Below are 12,615 nucleotides of genomic sequence, written 5' to 3'. Positions count from 1 at the left end.
GCGCTCTGGCCAAAGATAAGTTGGGTCATCTGCTCTCGGTCGAACAGATTTGCCGGATGTCGTCCGGTACCCGTCGTTGATCGATGATCGGTGTTGCAGTGCCGCAGCGCCGTTATTGCGCAGCCATATACCGACAGATTTTTGGCATTTCAGGGGACTTAGCCATGCAGAAACTAACCGCAATTTTCGCCGCCACGCTCATCGCGTGCGGGATCAATTCTGCCGCGTCGGCTCAATCCGCGTCACCACCGATTATCTACCAGCCCGATCAGGATTCTCCGATCGGCGCGCGCAACCCGGAGGCGCCCGAGCAGACACAAGAGCTCAGCTTCCTGATCGGTGATTGGGATGTCGCGCTCATTATCCATCCGCTCGAAGGAGAGGACATCTCTTACGCTGCGCGCTGGCATAACAGCTGGATCGTCAATGGATATGCGGTGATGCAGGAATGGCGGGGACCCTATGCCACAGGGGTCGAGCTGCGCAGCTTCAATCCGGAAACCGGGCGTTGGGAAGGGCATAATTATTACACGTTTCGAAAGACATGGACCGAATCGTCCGGCGAGTTTGTTGATGGCGAATTCATCATTGAGACTCGCGACGTCGGCCCGAACGGCCCATTTATCGGTCGGGAGCGCTATTTCGAAATTCAACCTGACTCATTCAGGATGAGCGCCACGCGATCAGAAGATGACGGCGCAACATGGTCTTCGATCACCTATGAGATGCTGTGCACGCGCGCGCGCGAATAAGCAGGCGTTTTTTGGTACGCGTGATGAAGATGGCGGGCCGGTCGCCAAGTCGCTAAAGGATGGCGTTCCAAGGGGAGCCATTCATCGATGCTGTCAGTTCTGGATCTTTTTCGCATCGGTATCGGGCCATCGAGTTCGCATACCGTTGGGCCGATGCGTATCGGGCGGCGCTTTATCACCAGCCTCAAGCGTCAGAATCGCCTGCACATGACAGTGAAGCTGACGGTTGAGCTGCAAGGCTCGCTTGCGCTGACCGGGGCGGGGCATGCGACGCCCAAGGCGGTAATCCTCGGGCTGATGGGGCTGAAACCCGAAACGCTGGATCCGGAATCCGCCGATGCGCTTGTCGAGCGCGCGCATAATGAAAAGCGCATGGCGCTCTCCGAGGATGTCACGATCGATTTCGATCCTGAGGCTGATATCGTCTTCGCCTATGATGTGATTCCCGACCTCCACCCGAACGGGATGAAGCTGATCGCGCATGACCGCGATGGTAATCGGCTTGCCGAACGGACTTACTATTCCACCGGCGGCGGCTTCATTGCCTCGCGACGGCAGCTGGAACGGCCCGCAAAGGATGACATCATCCGGGTCGGGACCGAGGTGCCCTATGCTTTCAGCTCCGCACAACAGATACTCGATTGGTGCGAGAATGAAGATCTGGCGATCCATGAGCTGATCTATGCCAATGAGGATGCTCGTCGGCCGCGTGCGGCGACTGACCAGGCGCTCGATCGGATTGCCGCTGTCATGATGGCGTGCGTTGATCGCGGACTGAAACATCAAGGCATGCTGCCCGGCGAACTGCAGGTGAAGCGCCGCGCGCCCGGCCTTTGGGCCAAGCTCAGCGCCACGCCGCAATCCAATGAACAGGAACAATTGTTCGACTGGCTCAACGTTTATGCCATGGCCGTGAACGAAGAAAATGCAGCCGGCGGCCAAGTCGTGACCGCGCCGACAAATGGCGCGGCGGGCATCATTCCTGCGGTGATCCGACATTATTGTCGGCGCGATGATATGGACCCGAGCGCGATCCGCAGATTCCTGCTCACCGCGGGCGGGATCGGGCTCCTCTACAAGCAGCGTGCTTCGATTTCGGGCGCCGAGATGGGCTGTCAGGGCGAGGTGGGCGTTGCCTGCTCAATGGCGGCGGCCGGGCTCGCTGCCGTCTGGGGCGGTACGCCGACACAGGTGGCTAGCGCAGCCGAGATTGGCATGGAGCATAATCTTGGCCTGACCTGCGATCCGGTTGGCGGGCTGGTGCAGATCCCCTGTATCGAGCGGAACGCCATCGGCGCGGTGAAGGCGGTCAACGCAGCGCGGCTCGCCCTTCACGCGCATGAGCGCATGCGGGTCAGCCTCGACCAGGTGATCGAGACGATGCGGCAGACCGGGCTCGACATGTCGTCCAAATATAAAGAGACGAGCCAGGGCGGGCTGGCCGTCAATGTCGTCGAATGCTGATCCGCTGACGGGTTACGGTGCGACCGGCAGTTCCGTGAACACCTCAGCACCCGGCCCAAGCGGAACGCCCAGCGCGACCCAGCCAAAGACCAGCAAAATCCCGGTGACCATCATCCATATCGAATAGGGCAGCATGGTTGCGGCGAGACTTCCAAGTCCGAAATCCTTCACCCAGCGCTGGCAGAAGATCAGGATCAGCGGGAAATAGACCATCAACGGGGTGATGATATTGGTCGCGCTATCACCGACACGATAGGCGGCGGTTGTCATTTCCGGGCTGATCCCGAGCAGCATGAGCATGGGCACCAACACCGGAGCGACCAGTGCCCATTTGGCGCTGGCTGAACCGACAAACAGGTTCAGCAAGCCAACAAAGACCACGATCAGCGCGAGCAGCAGTGGCGCGGGCAGGGCAAGAGCCTGGAGGCCGGCGGCACCCTTCACCGCGAGTATCAATCCCATATTCGACCAGGCAAACATCGCGACGAAATGCGCCGCGGCAAATGCGAGGACGAGATAATAGGCGAGATCGGCCATCGAATCCGACATCATCTTCACAAGATCGCGATGATTGCCGATGGTTCCGGCAGCCCGGCCATAAGCCCAGCCACAGGCGAGGAAGAGAATGAAAAAGGCCGCGACGAGCGACCGATAAAAGGGCGACATCTGCGCTTCAGCAGATGCTGTCTCGTCAATCAGCGGCGTTCCCGGCCCAACCGTGAAGAACACCCACAAGCCAATCACGGCAAGCGCAGCAAGCCCGGCATGGCGCAGGCCCTTCTTCTGGTCGGGTGCGATCTCGGCATCTGCATCCTGCACGGCATGGGGATCGGGTTCTCCGCCACCCAGCATCGCCGGATCGCCATCATCTTGCAGTGGCGCAGAGCCACCGGCAGCGATCGCCGCCTGGCCTTCGGGCTCATAGGTGCCGAGCCGCGGTTCAATTACGCGATCCGTGACGTACCAGATGACCGGCAGGAACAGCACGGTCATCACCATGATGAAGTACCAATTGCCGGCGATATTGGCTTCCCAACCGGTGAACACCGTGTCGACCGCAGCCTGGGTAATGCCGAACAAAAGCGCGTCGAGCTGGCCGGGAAGGAGGTTGGCGGAGAAACCGCCGGACACACCGGCAAAGGCCGCCGCGATACCGGCAATCGGATGCCGTCCGGCGGCTGCGTAGATGACACCGGCAAGCGGGATCAGCACGACATAGGCCGCATCGGCTGCCAGGTTGCCGATCATGGCCACCAGCGCAACAATCGGCGTCAGCAGCGCGGTCGGCGCATTGCGAACACCCGCGCGCATGGCAGTGCCGAAAAGCCCGGATCGTTCGGCGACACCGGCGCCGAGCATCACGACAAGCACATAGCCGAGCGGATGGAAATGGGTGAACGTCGCCGGCATATCGACCCAGAGCCGCTGGATATTATTGGCAGACAACAGGCTTTCAGCCGAGATGATGCGCGCAGCACCTGTCGCTTCGTCAATCTCGGTTGGGTGGGCAGCAGACCAGCCGGTCATGCCGGCGATGACGCTCAGAACGATCAATATGCCGATCAGGTAGAAGAAGATGAAAACCGGATCGGGGAGGCGATTACCTGTCCGCTCAATCCATGCCAGAATTCCGCGCCGCTCTTCCGTCGCTGTCACACCGTCGCTCATAATTCCCCACCCTAACTCACAACAATGACGGCCTTATCAGCGAGAATGCGATAGAGTTCAATTGTGCACGCGCGATTGGTTGTGCCTATCGCGGCGAGCGAAACGTCCGCTTTGCGCCCAAAGCGGACATTCACCTAACCTGGCCTGTTGACTATCGGCTTCCGGTTCATCTCCATCCGCTTTGCTATCATGCCATTCAATCTGTTGGGTAGATCCAAACTTTTCCAATTCGAACATTCTGGCGCGGCTCAGGCTGTTCAGCGCGTTCATTTGCTTCGCGCGCGAGGCGTTGTTCGCGTTCTTCCGAAGGCATTAACACGACATCTGTTTCGGAGTGAGGGTCATCAGCATAGTCCGATTCGAACCGGAGATTTGGTGGGGCATTCTCAAATGTGATGAAGTCACGGGTTTCGGCGTCGCGCTCAGTGTCAAAGACCGCGTCGCCATAGGCTCCCTCGGCTGCAACCAAATCAGTGCCAGGGCCAACACCAGCTTGTGTTCGGCAATGCGGCGCGCGGACCACGAGCGCAACAACGCTGATACTCGGTTCATATGCGTAATTGTTTTCGAAACTGAGCCTGTGTCTATTGAAGTCATCGGCCTCAAACAGGGCGCATATTGCCCTTCGCCCTTGATGCAGGACGCAGAGCTCTGCGTAGTCAAAATATACGTGGCCGTAGATCATGGCGGTGTCATTGGAGAAGCCGTTGGCAAATTCACCAAGAGTGAGAGGGAGACCGATACCGGCTACCCCGTTTGCACTGATTGTGCATTCGGGATCGAAGACAGCGCTGTCTCCTCCAGAGCCGTGATACATTGGGTCTCGCCGGCCAATCTGACTATCCAAAATCAGAGCGCCCAATTCCGAACTTTCTTCACGGACATTGTCGCTGCGAAATGTTGGTTCACCATCGCCATCTGATTGGCCGCACGCAGCTGCGAGTGTGGAAAGGCAACAAATCGAAGCTAGTCGAGACCGCATGATGGTCTGTTCCTTCAGGACAATTGTATCTGTTGGGATTATAATGAAGCAGCGTCCGCTAGCCACCCACTGCGGACATTGCGGAAAACCGATTCACCAACGTCCCGTCCAAAGCGATGCTGAACTCTGGCGGCGATCAGACCGGCTTCTGCACCGAGCCGATCTGGGTCGCTATGCTGTAAAGGAAAACTGCTGGTGACCCCTACGGGAATCGAACCCGTGTTTCAGCCGTGAAAGGGCCGCGTCCTAACCGCTAGACGAAGGGGCCGTCCCAGCGGGAGCGCAAATAGGCGAGGGCGCGGGGCGGGTCAAGCATTGTGTTGCACTGCAAGGCAGTGCGTGCGCCTAATCAACCCAGGCAGCATCTTCGAGGTGGAGCTCGGCAGCGGGACGCGGACCCCAATCATCGATCTTTGCGCGACCAGCAACCCAGAGCTTGCGCACATTACCCGCGCTCAAAATGGCCTGTCCGAGCGGTGTGTCTGCGGCGCGGAAGGCAATTGTCTTGAGGCTGCGACCATCCTCGCCAGCCACAATTGCGCGGACATGGTCGGTGCCAACGATATCAGCCTTGATGACGCGCACAGGTCCCGTGGCGATGCGGGGCGCGGGCCAACCCATGCCATAGGGGCCGCCTTCCTCCAGCGCGTTTACAAAGGCCGGGGTGACGCCGCCGGGCGCGACGACTGCATCCAGCTGCAAGGCCCGCGCACCGCGCGATTCACTGACATCATTAGCGAGCCGGGAATCGAGAAACTCGGCCAGCGCGTCGATCTTGTCTTCGGCAATGGTGAGCCCAGCCGCCATCGGATGGCCGCCGCCCGCGATCAGGAGTCCGTTATCCTTGGCGGCGAGAATAGCGCTGCCGAGGTCGGCACCCGCCACCGAACGACCCGATCCCTTGCCGATGCCCTCATCGTCCAGGGCAATAACGATAGTCGGACGGTGCAGCTTTTCCTTCAATCGGCTCGCGACGATCCCGATTACACCGGGGTGCCAGCCTTTGGCCGACACCAGTGCAACTGACCGGTTATCTTGCCCCTTGCCAAGCTCGATCGCCTGTTCTGTGACCGCGGCTTCAATTGCGCGTCGTTCTTCGTTGAAATGTTCAAGTTCGGCAGCAATCGCGTCAGCTTCTTCCGGATTCTGGGTCGTTAGCAGGCGCACACCAAGATCTGATTTGCCGACCCGGCCACCGGCATTGATGCGCGGGCCAAGGCGAAAGCCGAGATCGGAGGCGATCGGTGCGCGATCAAGTCGAGACGCTTTTATCAGGGCGTTGATGCCGACATTGCGTTGCGCCGCCATCACCTTGAGACCCTGGGCAACAAAGGCCCGGTTCAGGCCCCGCAGAGCAGCGACATCGGCGACAGTTCCAAGGGCAACAATGTCCAGCAGCTCGATCAGCTTGGGCTCGGGGCGGTTTTCGAAATACCCCTTTGCTCGCAACTGTCGGACGATTGCGGCCGCGAGCAGGAAGGCGACACCTACTGCGGCGAGATGACCATGGGCGGCACCTTCATCTTCGTCCAACCGGTTCGGATTGACGAGGCTGTGGGCGACGGGAAGGTCGGAGGCGCATTTGTGATGGTCGACGACAATTACGTCGACACCCGCATCGCGGGCTTGTTGCAGCGCTTCAAAAGCCTGCGCGCCGCAATCTACGGTGACAATCAGCGACGATCCTTGTTCGGCGAGTTTCACCAGCGCCTCACCGGACGGGCCATAGCCCTCCATCAGCCGGTCCGGGATATAGTATCCGGCCTCGAGCCCGAGATCGCGGAGAAGCCGGATCAGCAGCGCAGCTGACGTCGCCCCGTCGACATCATAATCGCCGAAAATCGTTACCTTTTCCTGCGTTTCGATCGCGTCGACAATGCGCTGTGCGGCCTGATCCATATCGCGAAAAATGGACGGATCAGGCATGAAGCTGCGAATGGTCGGGGTCCGATAGGCCTCAATCTCACTGCGATCACAACCGCGCGACAGGAGCAGGCCGGTGACAAGATCGTCGGGCTGGAAATCGCCACTCAGCCCGTCAATCGCGCCGCCCCGCCAATGCCAGGGCTGGCCGGAAATGGAGTGGGCGATGTCGAGCGCGGGTGTCATGGACACAGCCCATAGCGGGCGCGACCGGTGCTTGCCATCGGCGGGTAACGCCTGGCTGTGGGCATTGGGATCCTGCAAATATGCACCATAGTGTCTTGGGGTGGAGCACCGGGTTGAACCGCGGCTGGGGGCAGTGCAGAGAATGGAAATGCAGCCGATCATTTCAATCACAAATCTCAGCAAGACCTATGACGGCGGCGTAAAAGCCCTCGATTCAGTCAGTCTCGACATCGAGCAGGGTGAAATTTTCGCGCTGCTCGGTCCGAACGGTGCAGGCAAGACGACGCTAATCAGCGCCGTGTGCGGAATCGTCAATCCGACATCGGGCACCATGTTTGCCGGTGGCCATGATGTGATCCGGGACTATCGCAAGGCGCGCCGGATGATTGGCCTCGTACCCCAGGAAATCAGCACCGATACCTTCGAGACTGTCTGGAACACGGTGAGCTTTAGCCGCGGGCTGTTCGGCAAGCCGCGCAACAAGGCGTTTATCGAAAAGCTGCTCAAAGATCTCTCACTCTGGGACAAGCGCGACGCGAAGATCATGGAGCTGTCGGGCGGCATGAAGCGCCGGGTGATGATCGCCAAGGCACTAAGCCATGAGCCCGAAATCCTGTTTCTCGATGAGCCCACGGCGGGCGTCGATGTCGAGTTGCGGCGCAATATGTGGGATCTCGTGCGCGGGCTCCGGGAACGCGGTGTCACCATCATCCTCACGACCCATTATATTGAGGAAGCTGAAGAAATGGCCGACCGGGTCGGGGTGATTCGGGGTGGTGAAATCATTGTTGTCGAGGAAAAGGCCGCCATCATGCAGAAGCTTGGCAAGCGGCAGCTCCGCCTAACGCTTACCGATGTGATGGATGCAGTTCCTGAGGCACTTGCACAGTGGAACCTCGAGCTGGCCGATGAGGGCCATCAGCTGATCTACAATTTCGATGCGAATGACGAGAGCACCGGCATACCGTCCTTGCTCGCGAAGATGAGTGCGCTTGGCATCGGATTTGCCGATCTCGATACGTCCAAGAGTACGCTCGAAGATATCTTTGTCGGGCTAGTCAGCGAGGAGGCCGCGGTATGAATATTCGCGGCGTATGGGCTCTTTACAGCTTCGAAATGCAGCGCACCTGGCGGACATTATGGCAGAGCATAGTCACGCCAGTGATCACGACCGTGCTCTATTTCGTTGTTTTCGGTAGCGCGATCGGATCGCGTATGGAGGATATTGGCGGCGTTGATTATGGCGCGTTCATCGTGCCGGGTCTGATGATGCTCTCACTGTTGACGCAGAGCATCTCCAACGCCTCCTTTGCGATCTACTTTCCGAAATTCACGGGCACGGTGTACGAGATGCTTTCCGCGCCCATGTCCCCGATTGAACTGGTGATCGGCTATGTCGGGGCCGCGGCGACCAAATCGATCTTGCTCGGCCTGATCATCCTGGCGACCGCTAATCTCTTCGTCGATGTGCGAATCGAATATCCGCTGGTGATGATCGCCTTCCTTTTCCTGACCGCAATCACCTTCAGCCTGTTCGGCTTTATTATCGGCATCTGGGCTGACGGGTTTGAACAACTCTCTTTCATTCCGATGCTGATCGTCACGCCGCTGACATTTCTGGGCGGCGCTTTTTACTCGATCAACATGCTGCCGGAATTCTGGCGCGGGGTCAGCCTGTTCAACCCGGTCGTCTATTTGGTCAGCGGTTTCCGCTGGAGCTTCTATGGCGAAGGCGATGTCAGCATCGGGGTCAGTCTTGGCATTACAGGCGCGTTCCTGATCGTTTGCCTGAGCATCGTGATCTGGATTTTCCGCAGCGGCTATCGCCTGAAGGAGTAGCTTTGGCCCGGCTTTTGATTGTCTATCACAGCATGACCGGCGGCACCCGGCAGATGACCGAGGCCGCCGCTGATGCGGCCCGGGCAGCGAAGGGCGCTGAGGTGATCGTGAAAGACGCACCGGATGCCCAACCGGAGGATTTGCTCGCTGCTGATGGCTATCTATTTGCGGCGCCGGAAAACCTCGCCGCGATTGCGGGCGTGATGAAAAGTTTCTTCGATCGCTGCTATTATCCGCTACTCGGCAAGATTGAAGGTCGCCCCTATGCAGCGATGATCTGCGCGGGTTCGGATGGCGAGAATGCGCGCACCCAGCTTGAGCGCATTGCAACCGGCTGGCGGCTGAAAAAGGTCGCCGACACCCCGATCATCTGCACCCATGCGCAGACGACGGAAGCGATATTGGCGGAGAAGGAAATCCCTGAAGCCGATCTGGCTCAATGCCGCGAAATCGGCGCGGCCCTGGCGGCCGGACTGGAACTCGGCGTTTTCTAGCTCTTGTAATGCTCGCCTTTGACCCAGCGGACGGTTCCTGAGCTTGCGCGCATCACGACGCTTTCTGTTGTCATGCAACCTTTGCGGAGGCGTTTGACGCCGTCGAGCATCGATCCGTCGGTAACACCGGTTGCCGCAAAGATCACATCGCCCTTGGCGAGTTCCTTGAGCGAATAGATCCGGTCGAATTCTTCATCCGGGATGCCCCATTTGCGGGCGCGGGCTTTTTCATCGTCGTTGCGGAAGACGAGCCGACCCTGGAACTGGCCCCCGACGCAGCGCAATGCGGCGGCCGCGAGTACGCCTTCAGGCGCGCCGCCCTGGCCCATATAAATATCGATCGTTGTGTCTTCGTCGGTGGTTGCAATGACCCCGGCGACATCGCCATCCGGGATCAACTGCACACCGCAGCCAATCTCACGCAACTCGGCGATCAGCGCCTCATGCCTCGGGCGATCCAGCACACAGGCGATAATCTCATCAGGTTGTACGCCCTTGGCCTTTGCAACGGCAGCGACATTTTCGGTCGGCGATTTGGTGAGGTCGATCGTGCCGTCGGGATAGCCCGGGCCGATCGCGATCTTGTCCATGTAGGTGTCCGGTGCATTCAGCAGGCAGCCTTTCTCGGCAATCGCAAGCACCGCAAGCGCATTGGCCCCGGCCTTCGCCGTAATCGTTGTGCCTTCCAACGGATCGAGCGCGATATCGACCTGGGGGCCGCCTTCGACCGCGCGGCCGACCTTTTCGCCGATGTAGAGCATCGGGGCTTCGTCGCGCTCACCTTCGCCGATCACGACCGTGCCATCGAAGTCGAGTTCGTTAAACGCGTCGCGCATCGCTTCGACGGCGGCAGCATCGGCGGCTTTCTCATTACCGCGTCCGATTAGCTTTGAGGCGGCGATTGCTGCGGCTTCGGTTACGCGGACCATTTCAAGTACGAGAACGCGATCCAACACTTCGCTGGCTTTTGGCATTGTCCAGTCATCCTTCAGTCATGTTGTCGGCGCGATAAGCCAGCAGCATGATCTTGTCGAGAATAGCAATCGGGTTTTCGTCAGTAACTCTGCTGTTGCCGAGTGTCGCCACTGCCGAGACGACGGCAGAGGAAGCCGTGGCCGCGGCCCGCGCTTTTTTCGCGATATCCGACGATCAATGTGAGCGGCGCGGCCGGGAGATTCTGGTCTGCGCGCAGCAGAATGAAAATGATCGATATCGCCTGCCCCTTGAAACGGTCGTTGCCGGTGATCCCGCCAATGAGGGTGTATGGGCCGAGCGCGAGCGGATTCAGGCTGAACCAAGCCGGTGCCAGGGTTGGGAACATGTCAGGGTCGGCTGCGGATCGGTGGGTGTCAGTTTCGGTATCCGTGGCGGGAATCCAAGGTTCCAACTCGGCGGCCTGCGCCGCGCACAGCCCTGATCAGCTGACCTCGTCGACAAATTTACCCGCCTTGCGGTCCTTACGGGCAGTTGCGGGGTCGAAAATCTGGCCGTTCATCGCGACATAGACGCCGTCTGGCAGGGCCTGCGCGGCTGCCAGCGCGAAGCCGATATTGAACTCAGCATCGCTATGTTTGAGTGTCGCCGGCTGCAGCGCACCGGTCAGCACGATGGTTTTTCCAGCAATGCCGCCCAATGTGCGGGCCGTATCGACCATTGTGTCTGTGCCATGGGTGATCAGGATTCGCGTCGCATCGCTCGTGTGTATGGCTTCGCGAATGGCCGCGCGATCTTCATCGGTCAGCTCCAGGCTGTCCTTGCGCATCAGCTGGGTGACCCGATGATCGCACTGGACGTTATTTTCGCGCAGGATATCGGCCACGGCAGTCGGGCCGACCTGATATTCCGACAGCGCATCGAAATAGACTTTGTCGATCGTGCCACCGGTGGTGAATATCTGGATCATATCGGTCATTGTGCCAAAGCCTGCTCTTAAAGATCCAAAATGTGCATCAGCATGGGTTCTCCCGCGAGGCTTTGTGAGCCGCGCAGGCGTTCCAGGGCATCGGTGACGCAGTGTTCCGGGCCTTGGTGCGTGACGATCATCAGATTGACAACATCGTCGCTATCTTCGCTAGGGTCCGAACCGCCACGCTGAATCATGCTCTCGATCGACACATTCGCATCGCGCATCGCGGCCGTAATCTCTGCCAACACCCCGGGGCGGTCATGCACGGCAAAGCGCAGATAGGCCCGGCCGCGCCGATCGCCGGCATCCACTGTTTCGGCCTTGGAAAGCCGGGCAAAGGGCATCGCAAAAGCCGGGCCATATTCGCCGCGCGCGACATCAATCAGATCGGCAACCACGGCGCTGGCCGTCGGCCCTTCTCCGGCACCCGCACCTTCGAAGAACAAGCGCCCAACAAAATTTCCTTCAGCAACAATCGCGTTCAGCGAGCCCAAGACATGCGCCAGCGGATGGTTGCGGGGTACCAGGCAGCAATGGACGCGCTGGAACAGCTTGCCACCGCTTGCTTCCGCCGTGCCGACAAGACGGATCTTGAAGCCTAGCGCCCGGGCTTCGGCAATATCTTCCGCAATCACATGCCGGATGCCGCTTGTTGCTACTGCATCGAAATCGAGCGCGGTGCCAAAGGAAAGGCTTGCGAGGATAGCGAGCTTGTGGGCTGCATCGATGCCATCAATGTCGAAGGTCGGATCAGCTTCGGCATATCCGAGTGCCTGCGCGTCAGCGAGCACATCGGCAAAATCGCTGCCATTCGCTTCCATCTCGGTAAGGATATAATTGCAGGTGCCGTTGAGAATCCCATAGACGGACGTGATGGCATTTGCTGCGGCGCCTTCGCGCAGTCCCTTGATGACCGGAATGCCACCAGCCACCGCCGCTTCATATTTGAGCGCAACGCCAGCTTTTTCGGCAGCGTTGGCAAGTTCCATCCCATGATGCGCGACCATCGCCTTATTGGCGGTAACGAAGGATTTTCCTGCGCCGATCGTGTCGCGGGCAAGGTTCAGCGCTGGTCCGTCCGACCCGCCAATCAGTTCGGCAACCACATCCACATCGGTGCGTGCTGCAAGGGCAGCAGGATCGTCTTCCCATGCCAAGCCGGACAGATCGACTCCGCGGTCTCGGCTGCGATCCCGCGCGGAAACAGCCGTTACTTCGATAGCCCGGCCTGCACGGCGCTCAATGAGCGCGCGATTCTCTTCGAGAAGCTTGATGACGCCTGCGCCAACAGTTCCGAGGCCAGCCAGCGCCACGCGCAATGTATCGCCCATATCATTCGCCCTTTAACTCATGCACGCCCGGCCTTAATTGTGTCCCGGTTCAAATGCTACCGGGCAAAAT

The 12,615-nt window shown here is 59.3% G+C and carries 12 protein-coding genes and 1 tRNA gene; 6 read left to right on the top strand and 7 right to left on the bottom strand.

The window, feature by feature from the left end:
* The first annotated feature begins 164 nt into the window (after positions 1-164).
* Positions 165-752 (top strand): hypothetical protein, encoded by a 588-nt coding sequence (locus HFP51_RS08215; RefSeq protein ID WP_176875270.1) that lies wholly within the window; start codon positions 165-167, stop codon positions 750-752.
* Between the two features lie 87 nt (positions 753-839).
* Positions 840-2,216, top strand: a complete 1,377-nt coding sequence (locus HFP51_RS08210; RefSeq protein ID WP_176875269.1) for an L-serine ammonia-lyase — start codon at positions 840-842, stop codon at positions 2,214-2,216.
* A 12-nt stretch (positions 2,217-2,228) separates the two neighbouring features.
* Here the strand turns inward: HFP51_RS08210 and HFP51_RS08205 are convergent, their stop codons facing one another.
* From HFP51_RS08205 to recJ, 4 genes are all read right to left on the bottom strand, one after another.
* Positions 2,229-3,884, bottom strand: a complete 1,656-nt coding sequence (locus tag HFP51_RS08205) for an AbgT family transporter (protein ID WP_176875268.1) — start codon at positions 3,882-3,884, stop codon at positions 2,229-2,231.
* 196 nt (positions 3,885-4,080) lie between these two features.
* Positions 4,081-4,701, bottom strand: a complete 621-nt coding sequence (locus HFP51_RS08200; RefSeq protein ID WP_176875267.1) for a hypothetical protein — start codon at positions 4,699-4,701, stop codon at positions 4,081-4,083.
* 358 nt (positions 4,702-5,059) lie between these two features.
* Positions 5,060-5,134, bottom strand: a tRNA-Glu gene (locus tag HFP51_RS08195).
* A gap of 77 nt (positions 5,135-5,211) precedes the next feature.
* Entirely contained in the window at positions 5,212-6,975 is a 1,764-nt protein-coding gene (gene recJ, locus HFP51_RS08190) for a single-stranded-DNA-specific exonuclease RecJ (RefSeq protein ID WP_176875266.1), read from the bottom strand.
* A gap of 148 nt (positions 6,976-7,123) precedes the next feature.
* On the opposite strand from recJ, the gene HFP51_RS08185 reads away from it, so the two are divergent.
* Genes HFP51_RS08185 through HFP51_RS08175 form a run of 3 tightly spaced genes read left to right on the top strand, consistent with a single transcriptional unit; the run spans position 7,124 to position 9,308 of the window.
* Positions 7,124-8,056: an ABC transporter ATP-binding protein gene (locus HFP51_RS08185; RefSeq protein WP_176876608.1), complete on the top strand. Its 933-nt coding sequence runs from the start codon at positions 7,124-7,126 to the stop codon at positions 8,054-8,056.
* Positions 8,053-8,814 (top strand): ABC transporter permease, encoded by a 762-nt coding sequence (locus HFP51_RS08180; protein WP_176875265.1) that lies wholly within the window; start codon positions 8,053-8,055, stop codon positions 8,812-8,814. Before HFP51_RS08185 ends, HFP51_RS08180 begins: the two co-directional genes overlap by 4 nt.
* 2 nt (positions 8,815-8,816) lie before the next feature.
* The gene (locus HFP51_RS08175) at positions 8,817-9,308 is read left to right on the top strand and encodes a flavodoxin family protein (RefSeq protein WP_176875264.1); all 492 of its coding nucleotides are present in this window, start codon (positions 8,817-8,819) and stop codon (positions 9,306-9,308) included.
* Here the strand turns inward: HFP51_RS08175 and glpX are convergent.
* Positions 9,305-10,282, bottom strand: a complete 978-nt coding sequence (gene glpX, locus HFP51_RS08170) for a class II fructose-bisphosphatase (protein WP_176875263.1) — start codon at positions 10,280-10,282, stop codon at positions 9,305-9,307. The genes HFP51_RS08175 and glpX overlap by 4 nt on opposite strands.
* A 53-nt stretch (positions 10,283-10,335) precedes the next feature.
* Here glpX and HFP51_RS08165 point away from each other — a divergent pair, with 53 nt between their 5' ends.
* Positions 10,336-10,725 (top strand): hypothetical protein, encoded by a 390-nt coding sequence (locus HFP51_RS08165; RefSeq protein ID WP_176875262.1) that lies wholly within the window; start codon positions 10,336-10,338, stop codon positions 10,723-10,725.
* Here HFP51_RS08165 and HFP51_RS08160 read toward each other — a convergent pair whose 3' ends face one another.
* On the bottom strand, positions 10,726-11,211 hold the full coding sequence (locus tag HFP51_RS08160; RefSeq protein WP_176876607.1) for an asparaginase domain-containing protein: 486 nt from the start codon (positions 11,209-11,211) through the stop codon (positions 10,726-10,728).
* Between the two features lie 26 nt (positions 11,212-11,237).
* Positions 11,238-12,545: a homoserine dehydrogenase gene (locus tag HFP51_RS08155; RefSeq protein ID WP_176875261.1), complete on the bottom strand. Its 1,308-nt coding sequence runs from the start codon at positions 12,543-12,545 to the stop codon at positions 11,238-11,240.
* Between the last annotated feature and the right edge of the window lie 70 nt (positions 12,546-12,615).

It is taken from the genome of Parasphingopyxis sp. CP4 (assembly GCF_013378055.1).
Classification (GTDB): Bacteria; Pseudomonadota; Alphaproteobacteria; order Sphingomonadales; family Sphingomonadaceae; genus Parasphingopyxis.
The sequence above is the reverse complement of the archived record's forward strand: the minus strand, read 5'-3'. Positions and strand labels throughout refer to the sequence as shown.

What these genes read in the sequence shown, in the direction of transcription:
- HFP51_RS08160 (WP_176876607.1), bottom strand. Translation starts at nt 11,211, where the DNA reads ATGATCCAGATATTCACCACCGGTGGCACGATCGACAAAGTCTATTTC.
- HFP51_RS08215 (WP_176875270.1), top strand. Translation starts at nt 165, where the DNA reads ATGCAGAAACTAACCGCAATTTTCGCCGCCACGCTCATCGCGTGCGGG.
- glpX (WP_176875263.1), bottom strand. Translation starts at nt 10,282, where the DNA reads ATGCCAAAAGCCAGCGAAGTGTTGGATCGCGTTCTCGTACTTGAAATG.
- HFP51_RS08200 (WP_176875267.1), bottom strand. Translation starts at nt 4,701, where the DNA reads ATGTATCACGGCTCTGGAGGAGACAGCGCTGTCTTCGATCCCGAATGC.
- HFP51_RS08210 (WP_176875269.1), top strand. Translation starts at nt 840, where the DNA reads ATGCTGTCAGTTCTGGATCTTTTTCGCATCGGTATCGGGCCATCGAGT.
- HFP51_RS08155 (WP_176875261.1), bottom strand. Translation starts at nt 12,545, where the DNA reads ATGGGCGATACATTGCGCGTGGCGCTGGCTGGCCTCGGAACTGTTGGC.
- HFP51_RS08205 (WP_176875268.1), bottom strand. Translation starts at nt 3,884, where the DNA reads ATGAGCGACGGTGTGACAGCGACGGAAGAGCGGCGCGGAATTCTGGCA.
- recJ (WP_176875266.1), bottom strand. Translation starts at nt 6,975, where the DNA reads ATGACACCCGCGCTCGACATCGCCCACTCCATTTCCGGCCAGCCCTGG.
- HFP51_RS08180 (WP_176875265.1), top strand. Translation starts at nt 8,053, where the DNA reads ATGAATATTCGCGGCGTATGGGCTCTTTACAGCTTCGAAATGCAGCGC.
- HFP51_RS08185 (WP_176876608.1), top strand. Translation starts at nt 7,124, where the DNA reads ATGCAGCCGATCATTTCAATCACAAATCTCAGCAAGACCTATGACGGC.